This window comes from Klebsiella sp. 4_1_44FAA (assembly GCF_000238715.1).
In the GTDB taxonomy this organism is placed as follows: domain Bacteria; phylum Pseudomonadota; class Gammaproteobacteria; order Enterobacterales; family Enterobacteriaceae; genus Klebsiella; species Klebsiella pneumoniae.
The window spans coordinates 101,198-122,653 of sequence record NZ_JH414803.1 but is presented as its reverse complement, the minus strand read 5'-3'; the positions used below and the strand labels follow the sequence as shown (position 1 = coordinate 122,653).

Sequence of the window (21,456 nt, the reverse complement as noted above, 5' to 3'; positions counted from 1 at the left end):
CTGTAGCGTTAAACGAAATGATACACTGCTGCTGGCGGGACAGACAGTGTAATGTGGCCGACGGGCGTCGGCCACTTGCGGGATTACAGCAGTTCGCCGATCATTTTTTCCAGTTTTTCCTGGTCGATCGCAAACTTACGGATACCTTCCGCCAGTTTGTCTACCGCCATCGGATCCTGGTTATGCTGCCACAGGAACTCAGATTCGGTAATACGCTCCGGACGCGCTTTCACTTCACCGGTATACACCAGTTTACGCTCAACGGCGCCTTCGCTCTCGGACAGCTCTTTCAGCAGCGCCGGGGCGATGGTCAGGCGGTCACAGCCAGCCAGTTCGAGAATTTCACCAACGTTACGGAAGCTGGCGCCCATCACTACGGTTTCATAACCGTGCTGCTTGTAGTACTCGTAGATTTCGCTGACGGAAACCACGCCCGGATCTTCTGCCGGCGCGTACTCTTTCTTATCGGTGTTGGCTTTGTACCAGTCGAGGATACGACCAACGAACGGCGAAATCAGGAAGACGCCCGCTTCGGCGCAAGCACGAGCCTGAGCGAAGGAGAACAGCAGGGTCAGGTTGCAGTTGATGCCTTCTTTTTCCAGCTGCTCAGCGGCGCGAATGCCCTGCCAGGTGGAAGCCAGCTTGATCAAAATACGATCGTTGCTGATGCCCGCGTCGTTATACAGCTTGATGATGCGCTTGGCTTTGGCGATAGACGCTTCAGTATCGTAGGAGAGACGTGCATCCACTTCGGTGGAGATACGGCCCGGGATCAGTTTCAGAATTTCGAGACCGATGTTCACCGCCAGCTTGTCGGAAGCATCAAGGATCTGCTGTGCGCGATCGCTGCTCTGGCTACGAGCCCAGGCCACAGCGTCGTCAATCAGCTTACGGTACTCAGGGATCTGAGCCGCGCCGAGGATCAGGGAAGGGTTGGTGGTGGCATCCTGAGGCTGATACAGCTTCATTGCCGCAATATCTCCGGTGTCAGCGACGACAGTGGTGTACTGACGCAGAGAAGTTAATTTATCCGTCATGATATATTTCTCTTAAACAGCAGTTAAGGGGATGTAACCGGTCTGCCCAGATGATAACACGCTGCCGGGTCAGCGCAACCGCCGACGAGAGAAGAGCGCAGAGTGTGATAAACTATGCAGATTAATTTGCTGAAAGCGCAAGGATTGTCACTTAATTGGTAACGCTTACACTGGCGTTCCGGCATGGACAAGAGGATGTTTAATGCCTGATTTTCTCTCATTTATCAATGAAATACTCTGGGGCTCAGTGATGATTTATCTGCTACTGGGTGCAGGGATCTGGTTTAGCTGGCAAACCCGGGGTATTCAGTTCCGTTACGTGCGCAAATTTAGCCGCAGTCTGAAAAAAAGCCTGCACCCGCAGCCGGGCGGTTTAACCTCTTTTCAGGCGTTATGTACCAGTCTTGCCGCCAGGGTTGGCAGCGGTAATCTTGCCGGCGTCACGCTGGCCATCGCCGCCGGCGGACCCGGAGCGGTATTCTGGATGTGGGTCTCCGCCCTGCTCGGCATGGCCAGCAGCTTCGCCGAATGTTCCCTTGCCCAGTTGTATAAAGAACGCGATAGCCGCGGTCAGTTCCGCGGCGGCCCGGCCTGGTATATGGCGCGCGGGCTCGGCATGCGCTGGATGGGCGTTCTGTTTTCGATCCTCCTGCTGCTGGCCTATGGCTTTATCTTCAATACCGTGCAGGCCAACTCCGTGGCTCATGCCCTGCGCTATGCGTTCGATCTACCGGCGGCGGTCAGCGGCGGCGTGCTGGCGGTTGTCGTTCTGCTGGCCATCCTCCGCGGTTTACGCGGCGTGGCGCGCCTGATGCAGTGGATAGTGCCCATCATGGCGCTGCTATGGATCGCCACCAGCCTGCTTATCGGCCTGTGGCATATCACCGCCCTGCCGACGATTTTCGCCACCATCTTTCGCTGCGCCTTCGGCTGGCAGGAAGCCGCCGCCGGCGCGGTGGGCTACACCATCAGCCAGGCGCTGACCAGCGGCTTTCAGCGCGGCATGTTCTCCAATGAAGCAGGGATGGGCTCTTCGCCTAACGCCGCCGCAGCCGCCGCCTCATGGCCGCCGCACCCGGCGGCGCAGGGTATCGTGCAGATGATAGGCGTGTTTATCGATACCATCGTGATCTGTACCGCCAGCGCGATTATCGTCATGCTGGCGCCGCGGCCCGACAATGAATATACGCTCAATGGTATTCAGGACTTGCAACACGCGATGAGCGTGCTGGTCGGCGGCTGGGGAGCGGATTTTATCGCCCTCATCGTGCTGCTGTTCGCTTTTAGCTCTATCGTGGCCAACTACGTGTATGCGGAAAATAATCTGATCTTTCTGCATCTGGATAAGCCGCGTTATATCTGGGGTCTGCGAATACTCACCGTCCTGATGGTGCTGTTGGGGACCCTGGTTAGCCTGCCGGTCGTCTGGCAGAGCGCGGATATCATTATGGCGCTGATGGCGATGACCAACCTGACGGCCATCCTGCTGCTCTCCCCGACGGTGCGAATTATCGCCAGTGATTATCTGCGTCAGCGCCAGCTGGGCATCCAGCCCACTTTTGATGCATCGCGCTATCCCGAGATTCACCAGCAGCTGGCCCCGGGCGCGTGGAATGAACTGCCGCGCGAATAACGCGGCAATCGCAGCTATCGATCCCACCATGCACTTTTTTTGTTAAAATTCGTCGAAATTACCTGCAAGGACTGGATATGCTGATTCTGATTTCACCTGCTAAAACGCTCGATTATCAAAGCCCGCTGGCAACGACTCGCTATACCCAGCCCGAACTCCTCGAGTATTCTCAAGAGCTTATCAGCATCGCCCGTCAGCTGACCGCGCCGCAAATCGGCAAGCTGATGAGCATCAGCGACAAGCTGGCGGATCTGAACGCCACCCGTTTCCACGACTGGCACCCTGACTTTACGCCGCAAAATGCCCGCCAGGCGATCCTCGCCTTTAAGGGCGATGTCTACACCGGCCTGCAGGCAGAGACGCTCACTGAGGACGACTTTGACTTCGCCCAGCGACACCTGCGCATGCTCTCCGGCCTGTATGGCGTGCTGCGCCCGCTGGACCTGATGCAGCCCTACCGCCTGGAGATGGGGATCCGTCTGGAAAACCCGCGCGGTAAAGATCTGTACCAGTTCTGGGGCGATACCATTACCGAGAAGCTGAATCAGGCGCTGCAGGCTCAGGGCGACGATATCGTCATCAACCTGGCTTCCGATGAGTATTTTAAATCGGTGAAAACGCAAAAATTGCAGGGCCAGCTGATCAAGCCGGTCTTCCTCGATGAGAAGAACGGCAAATTCAAAGTGATCAGCTTCTATGCCAAGAAAGCCCGTGGCCTGATGAGCCGCTACATTATTGAAAATCGCTTAACCCAGCCGGAGCAGCTGAAATCCTTTAATAGCGAAGGCTATTTCTTTGATGCGGAGGCATCGGAGAAAGGCGAACTGGTGTTTAAACGCCACGAGCAGTAAGTAAGCGTCCCCCTGCGGCGTTCGACGCGACAGGGGGACGGTAAGGATTTAGCCCATCATCAGCTTACGCAGCGCGGCGAAATCCGCCGGCAGGTTGTGAGACAGCAGCGGCAGGTCGGCGCGGTCGGCCAGCTCTTTCGGCAGCGGCAGGGTCTCCTGCAGGATCTCCTCCACGCTCTCTTTGAACTTCGCCGGATGGGCGGTGCCGAGGAACAGACCGTACTCTCCCGGCTGCAGCTGATCGCGCAGCGCGCGCCAGGCAATCGCCGCGTGCGGCTCAGAGATGTAGCCGATGGCCTTCAGCTCGCGCATTGCCGCTTTGGTGGTCTCATCATCGACCGCGGCATAGCCCAGCTCGCTGAGACGCCAGATTTTACGGCGGAACAGCTCTTCGACACGCGGCCAGTTGTTCGGCTGGCTGACGTCCATGGCGTTGGACAGCGTCGCCTGGGTGGCTTTTGGCGCCCACTCGCCGCCCTGCAGATAGCGCGGAACAGTGTCGTTGGCGTTGGTGGCAGCGATAAAGCGTTTGATCGGCAGACCCAGCGACTTCGCCAGCAGACCGGCGGTCAGATCGCCGAAGTTGCCGCTCGGCACAGAAATCACCAGCTGATTGCGGGCTTCCTGCGGCAGCTGCGCCGCCGCTTCGAAGTAGTAGCAGATCTGCGCCAGCAGGCGGCTGATGTTAATGGAGTTAGCCGAGTTCAGCCCCAGCGTCGCCTTCAGTTCTTCATCGTCAAACGCCTGCTTCACCAGCGCCTGGCAGGCGTCGAAGTCGCCGTCAATCGCCACGGTTTCGATGTTGCCGCCGAGAGTACAGAACAGCTTCTCCTGCAGCGGGCTGATCTTGCCGCGCGGATAGAGGATCACCACCTTAACGTTCGGCAGACCATAGAAAGCATGCGCCACCGCCGCACCAGTATCGCCAGAGGTCGCCGTGAGGATGGTGACCGGCTTGTCGCCCGCAATGTGGGTCAGCATCTGCGCCATAAAGCGGCCGCCGAAATCCTTGAACGCCAGCGTGGGGCCATGGAACAGTTCCAGACAGCCGACATCCTCCTGAACCTTGCTCACCGGCGCCGGAAACGCAAACGCCGCGCGGACCCGCTGCTGCAGGACATCCTGCGGGATCTCATCGCCGATAAAGGCGGATAAAATTTTGGCGCTGCGGGTGACAAAGTCCTGCGCCAGCATATCGTCGATTTCAGTCAGGCTGAATTCCGGCAGATCGTGCGGAAAGAACAGGCCCTGATGCTTGCCAAGTCCCTGGGTAACGGCCTGCGCAAAGCTGACCTGCTCATTGTGATCTTTTAAGTTATACAGTTTCATTGGTTATCCCACTACGCGTGCGCCCGCCGTATCCAGCCGGCAAATATGAACAAAGCCTTCCTGATTCTGTAGATAGTGCGCGCCAAGCCAGTCGGCGACGCGCTGTGCGGTGTCCGGCTTATCGCACAACGCGAATAGCGTTGGGCCAGAGCCGGAGATGCCGCAAGCCTGGGCGCCCATCTCCATGGCCGCCTGACGCGCTTCGCTAAAGCCCGGCAGCAGTTTGGTTCGGTACGGTTCGGCAATCACATCTTTCATCAATTTTGCCGCCAGCTGCGGCTGGCGGGTGTAGCAGGCATGAATAAAGCCCGCGAGGTGGCGACCATGGGCGATACAATCCTGACGGCGGTACTGCGCCGGCAGAATCGCCCGCGCTTCGGCGGTGGAGACTTTAATCCCCGGATAGGCCAGCACCCACAGCCACTCATCAAACCCGGGCACCTGCTGGCTGATAATCCCATTCTCTTCGATCATCAACTGCATGCCGCCAAGATAGCACGGCGCCACGTTGTCGTAGTGAATGCTGCCGGAGATACGCCCTTCCATCTCCCCCATCAGCGCCAGCATGCGCGTCTCGTTCAGCGGCTTACCGCAAAACTCGTTCATCGCCACCAGCGCGGCGACCACCGAGCAGGCGCTGGAACCCAGCCCGGAACCAATCGGCATGTTTTTTTCCAGCGTCATCGCCACCGGCACCATCTTACCGATCTCCCGGCAAAAGCTTTCCCAGCACTGGTAAACAATGTTCTCTTGCGGCGCCGTCGGCAGTTTGCTGGCGAAGCGTCCCAGATTCTGCAGGCTAAATTGCTCCGCCGCTTCGACAGTGACATTGTCGCCAAGCAGCGTGCCATCGACCGGCGTGACCGCCGCGCCCAACACATCAAACCCGACGCTCATATTGGCACTGGAAGCCGGGGCATATACTTTGACCATCTTAAACTCCTAACTTCCAGGAAAGGGTGCGCAGCAGGTCGGCGAATACGCCGGCCGCCGTGACGTCGTTCCCGGCACCATAGCCGCGCAGCACCAGCGGCAATGGCTGATAATAGTGGCTGTAAAAGGCCAGCGCGTTCTCGCCATTTTTGACTTTGTACAGCGGATCGTTGCCGTCAACGGCGGCAATTTTCACCCGGCAGGTACCATCCTCTTCGATGTTACCGACATAGCGCAAGACTTTACCTTCATCGCGCGCCTTAGCGATCCGCGAAGCGAACTCATCATCCAGCGACGGCAGGCGGGCCATAAAGGTCTCGACATCACCGCTGGCGTCGAAGTCCGCCGGCAGCGCCGACTCGACGATAATGTCCGACAGCTCCAGTTCACGCCCGGTCTCACGGGCCAGAATCAGCAGCTTACGCGCGACGTCCACCCCGGATAAATCGTCGCGCGGATCCGGCTCGGTATACCCCATCTCACGGGCCATTGCCGTCGCCGCCGAGAAACTCACGCCCTCATCCAGCTTGCCGAAGATAAACGACAGCGAACCGGAAAGGATCCCGGAGAAATGGCGCAGTTCATCGCCGGCGTTGAGCAGGTTCTGCAGGTTCTCAATCACCGGCAGGCCAGCGCCAACGTTCGTGTCATAGAGGAACTTGCGGCGCGAGCTGCTCGCCGCGTGGCGCAGCTGATGATAGTAATCCAGTGAAGAGGTATTGGCCTTTTTATTCGGCGTGACCACATGGAAACCTTCGCGCAGGAAGTCGGCGTACTGATCGGCGACCGCCTGGCTGGAGGTACAGTCGACGATCACCGGATTCAGCAGGTGGTACTCTTTTACCAGGCGGATCAGGCGGCCAAGATTAAAGGGTTCTTTCGCCTCCGCCAGCGCTTCACTCCAGTTTTCCAGATTCAGACCATGCACGCTGGTCAGCAGCGCCTGAGAGTTGGCCACGCCGCAAACGCGCAGATCGATATGTTTGCTCTTCAGCCAACCCTGCTGGCGTTTGATCTGCTCCAGCAGCGCGCCGCCGACGCCGCCGACGCCGATGACGAACACTTCGATCACCTGGTCGGTGTTGAACAGCATCTGATGGGTCACGCGCACGCCGGTGGTAGCGTCGTCATTGCTGACCACCACCGAAATGGAGCGTTCGGAAGAACCCTGAGCAATCGCCACGATATTGATATTGGCGCGGGCCAGCGCGGCAAAAAATTTCGCCGAGATACCGCGCAGGGTGCGCATCCCATCGCCCACCACCGAGATAATAGCCAGACGCTCCATAATGGCCAGCGGCTCCAGCAGCCCCTCTTTCAGCTCGAGGTAAAACTCATCTTCCATCGCCCGTTTGGCTCGCGCGCAGTCGCTCTGCGGCACGCAGAAACTGATGCTGTACTCGGAGGAGGATTGGGTGATCAGCACTACCGAGATGCCAGCGCGGGACATGGTGGCGAAGACGCGGGCGGCCATGCCGACCATGCCTTTCATCCCCGGCCCGGAAACGTTGAACATCGCCATGTTGTTGAGGTTAGAGATGCCTTTAACCGGCAGATCGTCCTCGTCGCGGCTGGCGCCGATGAGCGTTCCCGGCGCCTGCGGGTTGCCAGTATTTTTAATCAGACATGGGATTTGGAATTGGGCGATAGGGGCGATGGTGCGCGGGTGCAGCACTTTCGCGCCAAAATAGGAGAGCTCCATCGCCTCCTGATAAGACATCGATTTCAGCAGACGCGCATCCGGCACCTGGCGCGGGTCGCAAGTGTACACTCCGTCGACATCGGTCCAGATTTCGCAGCAATCGGCGCGCAGGCAGGCGGCCAGCACCGCAGCCGAATAGTCGGAGCCGTTGCGCCCCAGCACCACCAGCTCCCCCTTCTCATTGCCAGCGGTAAACCCGGCCATCAGGATCATATGGTCTGCCGGGATCTGGCTGGCGGCGATGCGGCGGGTGGATTCGGCGATATCGACCGTGGACTCCATGTAGTGACCAACGGCAAGCAGTTTTTCCACCGGGTTAATGACACTGACTTTATGACCACGGGCTTCCAGCAGACCCGCCATGATGGCGATGGAGAGCTTTTCGCCTCGGCAGATCAGCGCGGCATTGACGCTATCCGGGCACTGACCCAGCAGGCTAATACCGTGCAGGACATGCTTAATCTGAGCAAACTCCTGCTCAACAAAGGCTTTCAACTGGGCGAGCGGGAAAGCGGGCTGGGCGTCGGCAAGGCCCTGAAGAAGTTCGGCAAAAATGCGTTCAGCGTCGGCAATATTGGGGAGGGCATCCTGGCCGCCAATGGTCTTTTCAATCATCGCTACCAGATGGTTAGTGATCTTCGCCGGGGCAGACAGGACGGTCGCTACCTGCCCCTGCCTGGCATTACTCTCCAGAATATCGGCAACCCGCAGAAACCGTTCCGCATTTGCCACTGATGTACCGCCGAACTTCAACACTCGCATGGTTCTTACCCCTTGATCTCTTGTCAAAAAAAAAGCCCGCACTGTTCAGGTGCGGGCTTTTTTCTGTGTTTCCTGTACGCGTCAGCCCGCACCGTTACCTGTGGTAATGGTGGTGGTGATAATGGTGGTAATCATGCCGATGCGATTCATGGATGTTGTGTACTCTGTATTTTTATCTGTCTGTGTGTCCTGCCTATATTGGTTAAAGTATCTGCCGTCTTAAGTCAATGAATTTCTCAATTAACCCCATTTCAGCCGGCTTACGTATTGCGCCACCCCGACAAGAAAAAACACCCAGATTGGCGGAACACCTCCCGCAAAAACAGTACATGCAACCATAAATAAAAAATATGACAGAACTTTATTCTGGTAGGTTTTTTTCAATATCATGCAGCAAACGATGCAACATTGCCGTGTCTCGCTGCTGCAGCAGCCCCAATCGTTGCGACAGCCAGTCGGCCAGTTTGGCATCGTCCTCCACGCCCAGACGCGAAAGCAAGGCCATGGTGCGGAGGCGCAACGCCTGCAGCTGATGATGGTCTGCCGCGGCAGCGGCGGGAGCCGATTGTTGCATAAGCGATGCTAATTGATAGCAGTAAACCATCACCGACTGACCGAGGTTCAGCGACGGATAATCCGCGACCATCGGCACGCCGGTCAGCACATCGGCCAGGGCCAGCTCCTCATTGGTCAATCCGGCGTCTTCACGGCCAAATACCAGCGCGGTATGGGTCATCCAGTTCGCCTTCTCCTCCAGCAGCGGCAACAACTGCTGCGGCGTGGCGTAATAGTGAAACCGCGAGCGACTGCGGGCAGTGGTGGCGACGGTAAAATCGACGTCGTGCAGCGCCTCAGCAAGGGTGGAATAGGTGGTGATGCCATCGAGGATGTCGCCTGAGCCGTGCGCCACCCAGCGTGCCGCCGGCGCCAGATGGGCTTCACTGTCCACGATCCGCAGATCGTGAAATCCCATGGTTTTCATCGCCCTGGCGGCGGCACCGACGTTCTCGGCCCGGGCAGGACCGACCAAAATAATCGTTAAACGCATTGCGGTTTCATTCTCTCTCTCAGGCGTTGTCTGAGGCGCGGAGCCCCCCATTTTACGCGGTGAAAATTTACAAATTTGCAACAAAAATCACTAAAATTGCGTTTTCTTACCCATAAAAAAATCTAAACTGTTCTCAGGAGGCCATGACAAGGAGTATGTTAACAGAACCCATTTATCCATATGATGGGCAATGAAATTTCATCTGACGCATCGTTCCAGACATTGGATTCACTGTATTTATTAATTTATCCACGCAACTAGTTGAGCCGGGTAAAGATTGTGACTATAAAGAGCATGGCGATGCAATGATTTCACAAGACTGTTAACGTGCTACAATTGAACTTGATATATGTCAACGAAGCGTAGTTTTATTGGGTGTTCGGCCTCTCTTAGCCTGTTATGTTGCTGTTAAAATGGTTAGGATGTCAGCCGTTTTTGACACCGTCGGGTCCAGAGGGAAAGTACCCACGACCAAGCTAATGATGTTGTTGACGTTGATGGAAAGTGCATCAAGAACGCAATTACGTACTTTAGTCATGTTACGCCGCGCATGTTAATTTGCGACATGCACCAGGCAGGTCAGGGACTTTGGTACTTCCTGTTTCGATTTAGTTGGCAATTTAGGTAGCAAACATGCAGACCCCGCACATTCTTATCGTTGAAGACGAGTTGGTAACACGCAACACGTTAAAAAGTATTTTCGAAGCAGAAGGTTACGATGTATTCGAAGCGACCGATGGCGCGGAAATGCATCAGATCCTGTCTGAAAATGATATCAACCTGGTGATCATGGATATCAACCTGCCGGGTAAAAATGGTCTTCTGCTGGCGCGCGAGCTGCGCGAGCAGGCCGACGTCGCGCTGATGTTCTTAACCGGCCGCGACAACGAAGTGGATAAGATCCTTGGCCTCGAAATCGGCGCTGACGACTATATCACTAAACCGTTTAACCCGCGTGAACTGACTATCCGCGCGCGCAACCTGCTCTCCCGTACCATGAACCTCGGTACCGTGAGCGAAGAGCGTCGCAGCGTGGAAAGCTACAAGTTCAACGGCTGGGAACTCGATATCAACAGCCGTTCCCTGGTTAGCCCGAACGGCGAACAGTACAAGCTGCCGCGCAGTGAATTCCGCGCGATGCTGCACTTCTGCGAAAACCCGGGCAAAATTCAGTCTCGTGCCGAGCTGCTGAAGAAAATGACCGGTCGCGAGCTGAAGCCGCATGACCGTACCGTTGACGTGACCATTCGTCGGATTCGTAAACACTTCGAATCCACTCCGGATACTCCGGAAATCATCGCTACCATCCACGGTGAAGGTTACCGTTTCTGTGGCGATCTGCAGGAATAATGCGAGTTATTCCGCAGCTATGATGTGAAAACGGCGCCCCGAGGGCGCCGTTTTTTTATGCCGTCACTCTTTCCACAGGCGCAGTTTGTCGTCATCGGCAGACGGCGGCGCACTGCCTTTCGGTAACGATAACGCATACCAGTCCACTCGCCGGGTCAAAAACATCAGAATGCTCAGCGCCAGCGCCAGCACACCGGTCCCCAACAGCAGCGCGCTGTCCTCGGAGTGCAGCAGAAACCACATCACCCCATCCAGCAGCAGCAGCGCGGCGACAAACAGCAGGCTGTTGCGCCATCCCCTGAGCACCGCCTGGAGGTAGATCCCATTCATCACCGCGCCGCACAGACTGGCGGCCAGCCAGGCGGCGGTAAAGCCAATGTGCTCCGAAAGCGCCAGCAGCACCAGGTAAAACAGCACCAGCGATAAGCCCACCAGCAAATATTGCATCGGATGCAGGGGTCGATGGGTCAGGCTCTCGAAAGCGAAAAAGGCCATAAACGTCAGCCCGATTAACAGGATGGCATATTTTGTCGCCCGATCGGTTAGCTGGTACTGGTCGGCAAGCGACATGACATCGGCACTGAACGCCGGTAAGCGCGACCACGGGATCTCCATATCATCCTTGAAATAGCTGCCCATATCATTGGCGAACCAGCTGCTTTGCCAGTGGGCGCGATAGCCGGCAGCATTCACTTCGCGTTTCGTTGGCAGGAAGCTGCCGAGAAAGCCGGGATGCGGCCAGTTACTGGTCAGCTGCAGCTCGCTGTTGCGCCCGAGCGGCGCCAGTGAAAATGCGCCCGTCCCGTTCAGATCGAGCGAAAAAGCAATCTCAAGCGGCTTGTTGTCCTCCGCCAGCGCAGGCATCCGCATATGGATGCCCGCCCCATCGCCGCTGATCCCCAGCCCTGGTTCCACGCTTAATACGCTGCCGTTAACCTTCGGGGCGTGGATGGCGCCAATGCCGCGGGCATCGCCGACGCTCACCACCAGCCGCGGCAGGCCCAGGGTGATATGCGTTTTTCGCAGCGACGCCAGACGCAGCGGATCGAAGGTGGCCTTAATCTGCAGGGCGTTATGCCATACCTGCCCGCTGTAGATGCCCACCCTTCTCGACTCCACGGTCTGTTTGCCGGTGACCGCCAGCGACTCCGGCAGCCAGTAGTACACCCAGCTACGCTGATAGGCGACCTCTTTTTGGTTTTCCCTGCGGGTCAGCGTCTCGGTTACCGGAATAGCGATCAGCGGCCCGGCGAGTTTTTGCGAACCGCTGGTGCTCTGCTCAATGGCGTCCACTACCTCGCTGCGATAATCAGCCCGCTCATTGATGAGCTCCCTGACCATCATTAAAGGTAGAGATAACAGCACAATACAGCCTATTAGCGTGGTGATTTTCCAGAATAACGGTGATTTCAACATAGCTTTCTCCCTATCGTGATGGCCTCACCATAGGGCGGCTGTGTGGGGAGAATTTGAAGCTATGTGAAGGGACGGTGAAGTCTCAGCGTAGCGACCACGCCGCCTTCGGGCCGATTGCGCAGACGGATATCGCCATGATGCAGGCGCGCCACTTCACGAACGAAGGCCAGCCCAAGGCCGCTGCTCTTGTGGCCGTCTTCACGCGGTAGCGAGTAGAACCGCTCAAAGATCCGCGTCAGGGCATAGTCCGGAATACCGCATCCGTTATCCGTTACGCTCAGTTGCACCTCTGCATTTCGTTTCTCTACCCCCAGGGCGATCTCGCCGCCCTGGGGGGTAAAATCAATCGCGTTGTCGAGCAGATTACCCAGCGCCTGGGCCAGCAGTTCGCCATCGCCATTGACCAGCATCCCACTCGCCTGCCAGCGCAGAGTAATGGCTTTCGCCGCCAGGGCGATGTCGCGCTCCTCCGCCAGGCGTTGGTATAGCGCATCTATCGACACCGGCTGTAGCTTTATCTCCAGCCGGCTTTCCAGTCGCGCCTGCTGGAGTAACCGCTCCACCAGCAGCTGCATGCGGGTGTTCTGCGCAAGGATATTCTCAGTAAACCGCGCCGCCACCGCAGGCGGCGGCCCTTCGCGCAGAATCTCCGCCGCACCGCGAATAGCCGCCAGCGGACTTTTCAGCTCGTGCGTCAGGTCATAGACATAGTTTTCGATGGCGTTTTTGCCTTCGAGCTTCACCCGCATGCTCTCCAGCGCCTGGGCCAGCTTACGCAGTTCGCTGCTGCCGACCTCCGGCAACGGCAGCGGGCGGTCAGCGGTCACGGAGTCCGCATAGCGCACCAGCTTACCGATAGAGAAATTGATCCACCAGACGACGCCGCAGCCGATCAACAGCGCAATGCCCAGCAGGGCGCCGCCGGCCCAGAGGATCCGCCGCTCGCTGCGCTTAATGACCGGCGTCATCGCCAGGTTGGGTTTACCGACGCTCAGCACGCCGATAATCCGCCCCTTATCCATCACCGGCGCGGCGATATACATCACCGAGCTGGCTTCATCATGCGGATCGCTGCGCGAACTGCGCGCGCCATACTGCCCGCGCAGGGTGAGCCAGACGTCGTTCCAGCGTGAATAGTCCTGCCCTGTCGCCTCTCCACTGGAGTCAAACACGACCTTGCCCCGGGCATCGGTCAGATAGACGCGGTACTCATTACGCACCTTTTTAATTCCGCCAATGTTGGCGTTTAGCCGCTGCTGGTTGAGCTGTTGAAAGGCCTGCGCCAGCCTGCCCTGCTGCGGGTTTGCCACCAGCAGGTCCTCACGCGCCAGCGCCGCCAGCAGGGTGGCGGTATCGTTGAGGGTCCCCTCCGTCGCCCGGCGCACGCCCGGCTTCACTTCCTGGACAAAGATCGACAGTACAAACCACGCGGCGATCGCGACGATAAGGAAATAGCCCAGCAGCAGGCGCATGCCGATGCGCATCAGCTGCGCCCCAGGCTGTAGCCCATCCCGCGATGGGTATTGATTGGCGACAAATCAGGATTCACGGCCCGCAGTTTAGCGCGCAGGGTTTTGATGTGGGTGTCGACGGTGCGGTCGAGGCTTTCCCAGGCATCGCTCCATACCCGCTCCATCAGCTGCTGACGGGAGAAAACGCGACCGGGCGCGTGAAGCAAAGTTTTCAACAGCAGAAATTCATAGCGCGTCAGGTTCAGGGGCTGGCCGAACCAGCTTATCGACGCCGCCTGCTCGTCAAGCACAAACTCGCCGACGCGAACTACCGACGAAGGCGCGGCAAATTTTTGCAGCCGTCGCAGCACGCTGCGCACCCGCGCGCAAACTTCGCGCGGCGAAAACGGCTTGGCGATGTAATCGTCAGCGCCGATTTCCAGCCCCAGCAGCTTATCGACCTCATCGCTCCGCGCCGTGAGAAACAGCACCGGCAGCGCCGGAAAGCGCGTCAGCAGGCGCCGACAGAGCTCGAAGCCGCTGATATCCGGCAAGCCAACGTCGAGGATGGCGACATCGGGCGCCTGATGCGCCGCCGCCTCCAGCGCGGGCAACCCGCGGTCGAAGACGGTGACCTGGAAGCCCTCCTGCTGGAGCATATAAACCAGGGTATCGGCGATACTCTGTTCATCCTCAACTAACCAAATCCATGGCTGCTGCATGCGCGCTCCCGTTTATTTATTCCAGGGCATAATCGGCACGGCGCTGATGGCGTTCTTCGGCGAACCATCAACTACTTTATCCGAATAGGTCAGGTAGACCAGCGCATTGCGCTTCGCATCATAGAAGCGAACGACCTGTAGCTTTTTAAATACTAACGAGGTGCGCTTCTGGAACACCACGTCGCCCTGGCTTTTGCCATTTTTGATTTTGTCCGTCAGCTCAATCGGCCCGACCTGCTGGCAGGAAATCGCCGCGTCGGAGGTATCCTCCGCCAGCCCCAGGCCGCCTTTGATCCCGCCGGTTTTCGCCCGGCTGATATAGCAGGTCACGTTCTGTACATCCGGATCGTCAAAGGCTTCGACGACAATTTTGTGATCCGGTCCTAACCATTTGAAGACCGTATCCACGGAACCAATCTGCTCCGCCTGAGCAACCTGACAGCCGGCCAGCAACAGCAGGCCCATCGCAAACTTCTTGTATTTCATATTGTTACCATTATTAAAAAATATAGCTAAGTGATTATCACGGACCTAGCAGAAAAGGTTTATAGATCACAGCTTTACAAAATTATCGTTCAGATCCACTGACCTACCGCATTTAAAAGCAAAAAAAACACTGAATGCTAAAACATCAAAAAATGCTATTATCCGCTACTTTAATATCAGGCACCTGTGTTTAAGGATGGGGACATTTTATGGATCAAGCAGGGATTATTCGCGATCTCCTTAGCTGGCTGGAAGGTCACCTGGATCAGCCGCTTTCTCTGGACAATGTGGCGGCGAAGGCAGGTTATTCCAAGTGGCATCTGCAGCGAATGTTTAAGGATGTCACCGGCCACGCTATCGGTGCCTATATTCGCGCGCGCCGGTTGTCGAAATCAGCTGTCGCATTACGCCTTACCGCCCGTCCAATCCTTGATATTGCGCTGCAGTACCGTTTCGACTCCCAGCAGACCTTCACCCGTGCGTTCAAGAAGCAATTCTCGCTGACGCCGGCTCTCTACCGCCGCTCGCCGGACTGGAGCTCGTTCGGTATGCGTCCGCCGCTACGTCTTGGCGAGTTTACCCTGCCGAAACATGAATTTGTCGCCCTACCCACGACTCAACTGCTCGGTGTGACTCAGAGCTATACCTGTAAGCTGGAGGAAATCTCCGACTTCCGCAACCAGATGCGGGTCCAGTTCTGGCGAGATTTCCTCGGCAACTCGCCGTCGATCCCCCCGGTGCTCTACGGGCTGCATGAACCGCGTCCGAGCCTGGAGAAAGACGATGAGCAGGAAGTGTTCTATACCACCGCGCTGACGCCGGAGATGGCTAACGGCCACCTGCAGAACGCCCATCCGGTGACGCTGGAGGGCGGCGAGTATGTCATGTTTACGTATGAAGGGCTGGGTACCGGCCTGCAGGAATTCATCCTGACGGTCTACGGCACCTGCATGCCGATGCTGAACCTGACGCGTCGCAAGGGGCTGGATATTGAACGCTTCTATCCTGAAGATGAAAGCCGGGATCAGGCCACGCCGATTCAGTTGCGCTGCGAGTATCTGATCCCGATCCGCCGTTAACGCTGCAGCTCGTCCATCGCGGGGGCGTCAAGATGCGAGACGTCGCCCGCCGTTTCCACCACCCAGCCGGAAGCCAGCCACGGGCTTTGCTGATAATCGACGCGCGAGATCGAGCAGTTGCGCAGGCGCAGACGACGCTCTGCGTATGCCGGCAGCCCTAAAATCGTACTCACCAGGCAGCCCAGCGCGATACCATGACTCACCAGCAGCGGTCGACTACCGGCCGGTAATTCCAGACAGGCGGCCAGCGCCGCATGCATACGTTCGCTAAGCTCCTGCATCGATTCGCCCTGCGGAATGCGACCATCCGGCGTGCCGTTGACCAACTGGCGGCGCCAGCCCTCTTCTTCTTCGCTGAGCGAGTCAATATGGCGCTTCTCCAGCACTCCCATATCCAGCTCGCGCAGGCGCGCATCAGCGATCACGCTGCAGCCGCAGGCTTCGGCGATAATCTCTGCTGTGCGACGGGTTCGCCCCAGATCGCTGGTAATGATATGGGTGATCCCCAGCGTTCTGGCGCGCTCGCCAACCTGCCAGGCCTGGCGCTCACCGTGTGCGGTCAGCGGGCTGTCGGACTGACCCTGAATACGTCGCTCGGCGTTCCACTGCGTTTCACCGTGGCGAACAAGGTATACCTGTAACATGCTTTTTTTCCGTTCTGAACTCGTTATCGACCGCTTGCAGGCATTACCGACTGCCCTGGGGGTGATTTAGAGTATACTGCGATGACGTTAGTTTATTCTGAGTTGTTTTGATTATGCACCATGTTGTCTCAGCGACCACTAATCCCGCCAAAATTCAGGCAATTCTGCAGGCTTTTGACGAGATTTTCGGCGAAGGATCCTGCCACATTGAGTCCGTCTCCGTCGAGAGCGGCGTGCCGGAACAGCCCTTCGGCAGCGAGGAAACGCGCGCTGGCGCACGAAATCGCGTCGCCAATGCGCGCCTCGCCCAGCCCCATGCCGATTTCTGGGTCGCCATCGAAGCCGGAATTGACGATGACAGTACCTTTAGCTGGGTGGTCATCGAAAGCGCCAGCCAGCGCGGAGAAGCGCGCTCAGCCACGCTGCCGTTGCCTGACGTTATTCTTGAGCAGGTTCGCGCTGGCGAAGCCCTCGGGCCGGTCATGTCGCAGTATACCGGCATCGATCAGATTGGTCGTAAAGAGGGAGCGATTGGGGTTTTCACCGGCGGCAAATTAACCCGCAGCAGCGTTTACCATCAGGCGGTCGTGCTGGCGTTAAGCCCGTTCCACAACGCTATTTATCGCTAGCCAACAGCGTCTGCTCCAGCCACTGGCGCAGCTCAACCGGCGCCGACTTCAGGCTGTTGGACCCGCGGGTAATGGTCGCAATGCCGGCACCGAGCTCATTTTTCAGCTCGCGCTGGCTCATCTCACCGCGCAGCAGCTCTTCGATAATGCGCACCCGAGTCCCCAGCGCTTCACGCTCATCAGGGGTCAGCATGAGCTGCAGCAACGGTAGATGCAGATCCTGCGCATAGGCCTGCTGTAGCAGCGCCACAAAGCGCAGCCACTCCTGATGACGTTGTTCGGCAACGGCCGCGGAATAGGGAGATTGTTGGGTCATATCGCGCCACCATATTGAGACGGGCAGCTTACGCTGCCCGTCGAATGTACTCATCAACGAGTACAAAGCATAACATACTTCCCGGCGATCAGTAACGCTGCCGCCACTCCGCATCGCTGAAGAGCTTATCCTGCTGTCCCATAAAGTAGCGATAGTAGGCGTCATAGGAGAGGACATTCTTCACGTAGCCGCGTGTTTCCGAGAACGGAATACTCTCGACAAACGCCACGGCGTCGATCCGTCCGGCGCTGTTCCCCTGCCAGGTGCGTACCCGACCCGGCCCGGCGTTATAGGCCGCCGAGGCGTAGATGCGGTTATTACCGAACTGCTGGTAAACGTACTGCAGATAGCTGGTGCCGATGTTGATGTTGGTTTCCGGATCCAACAGCTGCGACGGGCCGCTGTAGCCGGGAATGCTGAACATGCTGACGGTATGCGTCGCGGTGCCCGGCATAATCTGCATCAGCCCGCTGGCGCCGACCGGCGAGCGCACTTTCGGGTTCCAGGCGCTCTCCTGGCGGGCAATCGCCATCGCGTAGCTCTGCGGAATATCTTTACCGCTGATATAGCGGGCAAACAGATCGTTATAGGCCAGCGGGAAGCGCTCCTCCAGCTGATCCCACAGTTTTCCGGCGATCGTCGCCTGCACGCTCAGATCCCACCAGTGTTGATCAAAAGCGTAACGCGCCAGCTGCGCCTGCTGGGATTTACTACGGCTGGTGACCAGGTTCGCCCATTCAGTGCGCGCGGTGTTATCCATATTCCAGTACATCAGCTCGCGCACCCGGGCCATCTCCGGACCGGAGGCCAGCGCCGGATCGAGCGTGCCAATCGCTTTATCAATGCGGAAGGTATACTCCTCGCCGAGACGCTGCGCAGCGACCATCGGGTAGAAACCCCGCTGCTGCATCAACGACCGGAGGATCGCCTGCGCCTCCTCGTCCCTGCCGCGCTCCAGCAACAGATCCGCCTGCCAGTAGCGCCATTCGTCTTTCTCTTTCGCCTCCATCGGCAGGCGCGCCAGCCAGGTATTCAGACCATGGCGATCGCCCGTCCCCAGCGCCATCCGTACCCGCCGCTCCACCAGCGGCGTGGACTGCGAGCGCATAATCGCATCGTCGCGCCAGATGGCCTGATCTTCGGTCACATCGTTCCCCATCAGGCGCCAGGCGACAATATCGCGTAGCTCCTGGGTCTGATCCTCATTGAGCTGCTGGGCCTGCACCAGCGAAGGGATCATCAAACGGGCATTTTCCACATCCTGACGGGCGACGCTGGCGAAAGCGACGGCGGCCATCTGGCGGGTAAAGTCCGTCGCCCCGGTGGTGCGGGCAAAGGTCAGAACGCTGTTAGGATCGTTAGCCAGGGCGACCACGGCGCTGGCGATGCTCTGGTAGTTGGCAGGCATCTGCTGGGCCAGCGATTTCACCAACCCAATATTGCCGGCCTTCATCGCCAGGCGGATCCGTTCGAGATAGGCCAGCGGATCCTGTTGGCCGGAGTCGCGCCAGGCGCTGAACAGCGGTTCACAGGCGCCGGGCTGGTTCTTGCCCGTCAGCCAGAGCGCTTTCGCTCCGCTCCAGGCCTCCTGCGACTGACCCACGCTCAGTTTGGCGTAGTAGTAGTTGCACTGCGCCTCGGTGCTGGTCGGCTTATCGGGGCTAAACGCCAGCAAGCCGCGCCAGTCGCTGCGCCGGGCCAGTTCATTCACGAAACGCGAACGTAATGAACGCGCCGGGGGCAGCGTCGGGTTGGCGTCAATAAAGTTTTTCACCACCAGCGCCGGCTGGTTCATCAGATCGTCGGTAATCTGCCGGTACTGCAAATAGGGATACAGGGGATAGGTGCTTAACGTGGGCATCAGCTGGTCAACCACATCCATCTGCCGGTTATCCCACGCCTGCTTAATTTGTGCGTAGCGGCTGCGCTGTTCATCCAGTGAATCCGCATGCGCCAGCTGACTCAACGCCAACAGACCAACGCTGGCAGCCAAAAGATGCCACGCCATTTTTTTGGCTTTTTCCACAAGCTCTTCCTCTTTCAGGTGCATTTTCGCAGCATCGTGCCGCTTAAAAGCCCCTGCCGGTTCGGCAGGCGGCTTTACTTATGCTAATCAGACAACGCTAAACGCGCCATGTCCTGAACATTTTTTTACGCTTCTGTGAATCCTGTCGCCTCGCTGGGATTAGCGCGCGAAAAAGGCTACACTTCGGCTTTGAACTATCTATCAAAATAGAAAGAGGCGAAGTCCAACGTGGCTCAATTCGTTTATACCATGCATCGTGTCGGCAAAGTGGTTCCGCCGAAACGTCATATTTTGAAAAATATCTCCCTCAGCTTTTTCCCTGGCGCGAAAATCGGTGTGCTCGGTCTGAACGGCGCCGGTAAATCTACCCTGCTGCGCATCATGGCCGGTATCGACACCGAGATCGAAGGTGAAGCGCGTCCGCAGCCCGGCATTAAAATTGGCTACCTGCCGCAGGAGCCGCAGCTCAACCCGGAGCACACCGTGCGCGAGTCCGTGGAAGAAGCGGTCGCCGAAGTGGTTAACGCGCTGAAGGGTCTGGACGAAGTCTATGCCAAATACGCCGAGCCGGATGCGGACTTCGATAAGCTTGCCGCACAGCAAGGCAAGTTCGAAGAGATTATCCAGGCGCACGACGGCCACAACCTGAACGTGCAGCTGGAGCGCGCGGCCGACGCCCTGCGCCTGCCGGACTGGGATGCGAAAATCGCTAATCTTTCCGGTGGTGAACGCCGCCGCGTCGCACTGTGCCGCCTGCTGCTGGAAAAACCGGATATGCTGCTGCTCGACGAACCGACTAACCACCTCGACGCCGAGTCCGTCGCCTGGCTGGAACGCTTCCTGCACGACTTCGAAGGCACCGTGGTGGCGATTACCCACGACCGTTACTTCCTCGATAACGTCGCCGGCTGGATCCTCGAACTTGACCGCGGCGAAGGTATTCCGTGGGAAGGCAACTACTCCTCCTGGCTGGAGCAGAAAGATCAGCGTCTGGCGCAGGAAGCTTCTCAGGAAGCCGCACGCCGCAAATCCATCGAGAAAGAGCTCGAGTGGGTACGCCAGGGCGCGAAAGGCCGTCAGTCTAAGGGCAAAGCCCGTCTGGCGCGCTTTGAAGAGCTTAACAACGTTGAATACCAGAAACGTAACGAGACCAACGAACTGTTCATTCCGCCAGGCCCGCGTCTGGGCGATAAAGTTCTGGAAGTCAGCCATCTGCGCAAATCCTACGGCGACCGCGTGCTGATCGACGATCTGAGCTTCTCGGTACCGAAAGGCGCTATCGTCGGCATCATCGGTCCGAACGGCGCGGGTAAATCCACCCTCTTCCGCATGATGTCTGGCCAGGAACAGCCAGATTCCGGCACCATCACCCTGGGTGAAACCGTTAAGCTGGCTTCCGTCGATCAGTTCCGCGACGCGATGGACAACAGCAAAACCGTGTGGGAAGAAGTGTCCGGCGGCCTGGATATCATGAAGATCGGCAACACCGAAATGCCGAGCCGCGCCTACGTGGGCCGCTTTAACTTCAAAGGCGTCGACCAGGGTAAACGCGTTGGCGAGCTGTCCGGCGGTGAACGCGGTCGTCTGCACCTGGCGAAGCTGCTGCAGGTCGGCGGTAACGTCCTGCTGCTCGATGAACCGACCAACGACCTGGATATCGAAACCCTGCGCGCGCTGGAAAACGCCCTGCTGGAGTTCCCGGGCTGCGCGATGGTTATCTCGCACGACCGCTGGTTCCTTGACCGTATTGCCACCCACATTCTGGATTACCAGGATGAAGGTAAGGTGGAGTTCTTCGAAGGTAACTTTACCGAGTACGAAGAGTACAAGAAACGCACTCTCGGCGCCGACGCGCTGGAGCCCAAGCGAATCAAGTACAAACGTATCTCAAAATAAAATGCAAAAAAGGCAACGCAAGTTGCCTTTTTTTAATGTTTTGCTCCCTCTCCCACCGGGAGAGGGCCGGGGTGAGGGCAAAGGTAAAAGTAAAAAGGCAACGCAAGTTGCCTTTCTGAGACACGCAACGAGGGGATAGGCAAGGC

At 57.8% G+C, this 21,456-nt stretch carries 20 protein-coding genes and 1 other annotated feature; of the genes, 6 read left to right on the top strand and 14 right to left on the bottom strand.

Features of this window, described 5'->3' with window-relative positions; translation table 11 throughout:
- Positions 1–83 precede the first annotated feature (83 nt).
- Complete coding sequence (tal, locus tag HMPREF1024_RS07685; RefSeq protein WP_004204228.1) at positions 84–1,037, bottom strand: transaldolase; 954 nt, start codon at positions 1,035–1,037, stop codon at positions 84–86.
- Between the two features lie 202 nt (positions 1,038–1,239).
- Between tal and HMPREF1024_RS07690 the strand changes: the two genes are divergently transcribed.
- Positions 1,240–2,670, top strand: a complete 1,431-nt coding sequence (locus tag HMPREF1024_RS07690; RefSeq protein WP_004204227.1) for a sodium:alanine symporter family protein — start codon at positions 1,240–1,242, stop codon at positions 2,668–2,670.
- A 77-nt stretch (positions 2,671–2,747) separates the two neighbouring features.
- The gene (gene yaaA / locus HMPREF1024_RS07695; RefSeq protein WP_009309177.1) at positions 2,748–3,521 is read left to right on the top strand and encodes a peroxide stress protein YaaA; all 774 of its coding nucleotides are present in this window, start codon (positions 2,748–2,750) and stop codon (positions 3,519–3,521) included.
- A gap of 48 nt (positions 3,522–3,569) precedes the next feature.
- Here the strand turns inward: yaaA and thrC are convergent, their stop codons facing one another.
- The 6 genes from thrC to yjjY all read right to left on the bottom strand — a co-directional run bounded on the left by thrC (position 3,570) and on the right by yjjY (position 9,833).
- A complete protein-coding gene (gene thrC, locus HMPREF1024_RS07700) occupies positions 3,570–4,850 on the bottom strand; it encodes a threonine synthase (protein WP_002887863.1) in 1,281 nt (426 codons plus the stop codon).
- A gap of 3 nt (positions 4,851–4,853) precedes the next feature.
- Positions 4,854–5,783 carry a homoserine kinase gene (thrB, locus tag HMPREF1024_RS07705; protein ID WP_009309176.1) on the bottom strand — a complete coding sequence of 310 codons (930 nt, stop codon included), beginning with the start codon at positions 5,781–5,783 and terminating at the stop codon, positions 4,854–4,856.
- Position 5,784: 1 nt separating this feature from the next.
- On the bottom strand, positions 5,785–8,247 hold the full coding sequence (gene thrA / locus HMPREF1024_RS07710; protein WP_009309175.1) for a bifunctional aspartate kinase/homoserine dehydrogenase I: 2,463 nt from the start codon (positions 8,245–8,247) through the stop codon (positions 5,785–5,787).
- 25 nt (positions 8,248–8,272) lie between these two features.
- Positions 8,273–8,390, bottom strand: a sequence feature (Thr leader region).
- A complete protein-coding gene (gene thrL / locus HMPREF1024_RS29115) occupies positions 8,329–8,397 on the bottom strand; it encodes a thr operon leader peptide (protein ID WP_004222578.1) in 69 nt (22 codons plus the stop codon). Its footprint overlaps the feature before it by 62 nt.
- Positions 8,398–8,608: 211 nt before the next feature.
- Entirely contained in the window at positions 8,609–9,295 is a 687-nt protein-coding gene (locus HMPREF1024_RS07715) for a tRNA/rRNA methyltransferase (protein WP_032451403.1), read from the bottom strand.
- A gap of 397 nt (positions 9,296–9,692) precedes the next feature.
- A complete protein-coding gene (gene yjjY / locus HMPREF1024_RS30755; RefSeq protein WP_004146984.1) occupies positions 9,693–9,833 on the bottom strand; it encodes a protein YjjY in 141 nt (46 codons plus the stop codon).
- Between the two features lie 95 nt (positions 9,834–9,928).
- On the opposite strand from yjjY, the gene arcA reads away from it, so the two are divergent.
- Positions 9,929–10,645, top strand: a complete 717-nt coding sequence (gene arcA / locus HMPREF1024_RS07720; protein WP_002887843.1) for a two-component system response regulator ArcA — start codon at positions 9,929–9,931, stop codon at positions 10,643–10,645.
- Between the two features lie 63 nt (positions 10,646–10,708).
- Here arcA and creD read toward each other — a convergent pair whose 3' ends face one another.
- Genes creD through creA form a run of 4 tightly spaced genes read right to left on the bottom strand, consistent with a single transcriptional unit; the run spans position 10,709 to position 14,720 of the window.
- Positions 10,709–12,061, bottom strand: a complete 1,353-nt coding sequence (creD, locus tag HMPREF1024_RS07725) for a cell envelope integrity protein CreD (protein ID WP_009309173.1) — start codon at positions 12,059–12,061, stop codon at positions 10,709–10,711.
- A gap of 59 nt (positions 12,062–12,120) precedes the next feature.
- The gene (gene creC, locus HMPREF1024_RS07730; protein WP_009309172.1) at positions 12,121–13,545 is read right to left on the bottom strand and encodes a two-component system sensor histidine kinase CreC; all 1,425 of its coding nucleotides are present in this window, start codon (positions 13,543–13,545) and stop codon (positions 12,121–12,123) included.
- Complete coding sequence (creB, locus tag HMPREF1024_RS07735) at positions 13,545–14,234, bottom strand: two-component system response regulator CreB (RefSeq protein WP_009309171.1); 690 nt, start codon at positions 14,232–14,234, stop codon at positions 13,545–13,547. Before creB ends, creC begins: the two co-directional genes overlap by 1 nt.
- Before the next feature lie 12 nt (positions 14,235–14,246).
- Entirely contained in the window at positions 14,247–14,720 is a 474-nt protein-coding gene (gene creA, locus HMPREF1024_RS07740; RefSeq protein ID WP_009309170.1) for a protein CreA, read from the bottom strand.
- A gap of 209 nt (positions 14,721–14,929) precedes the next feature.
- Here creA and robA point away from each other — a divergent pair, with 209 nt between their 5' ends.
- The gene (gene robA / locus HMPREF1024_RS07745; RefSeq protein WP_004204217.1) at positions 14,930–15,799 is read left to right on the top strand and encodes an MDR efflux pump AcrAB transcriptional activator RobA; all 870 of its coding nucleotides are present in this window, start codon (positions 14,930–14,932) and stop codon (positions 15,797–15,799) included.
- Here the strand turns inward: robA and gpmB are convergent.
- Complete coding sequence (gpmB, locus tag HMPREF1024_RS07750) at positions 15,796–16,443, bottom strand: 2,3-diphosphoglycerate-dependent phosphoglycerate mutase GpmB (RefSeq protein WP_004204216.1); 648 nt, start codon at positions 16,441–16,443, stop codon at positions 15,796–15,798. The two genes, robA and gpmB, sit on opposite strands and share 4 nt — an antisense overlap.
- 113 nt (positions 16,444–16,556) lie before the next feature.
- On the opposite strand from gpmB, the gene yjjX reads away from it, so the two are divergent.
- Entirely contained in the window at positions 16,557–17,072 is a 516-nt protein-coding gene (gene yjjX / locus HMPREF1024_RS07755; protein ID WP_004204215.1) for an inosine/xanthosine triphosphatase, read from the top strand.
- Here the strand turns inward: yjjX and trpR are convergent.
- Positions 17,059–17,388 carry a trp operon repressor gene (trpR, locus tag HMPREF1024_RS07760; protein WP_004204213.1) on the bottom strand — a complete coding sequence of 110 codons (330 nt, stop codon included), beginning with the start codon at positions 17,386–17,388 and terminating at the stop codon, positions 17,059–17,061. The genes yjjX and trpR overlap by 14 nt on opposite strands.
- An 88-nt stretch (positions 17,389–17,476) precedes the next feature.
- Entirely contained in the window at positions 17,477–19,414 is a 1,938-nt protein-coding gene (gene sltY / locus HMPREF1024_RS07765) for a murein transglycosylase (protein ID WP_032451406.1), read from the bottom strand.
- A 228-nt stretch (positions 19,415–19,642) separates the two neighbouring features.
- Between sltY and ettA the strand changes: the two genes are divergently transcribed.
- Positions 19,643–21,310, top strand: a complete 1,668-nt coding sequence (gene ettA / locus HMPREF1024_RS07770) for an energy-dependent translational throttle protein EttA (protein ID WP_004204211.1) — start codon at positions 19,643–19,645, stop codon at positions 21,308–21,310.
- Positions 21,311–21,456: the final 146 nt, after the last annotated feature.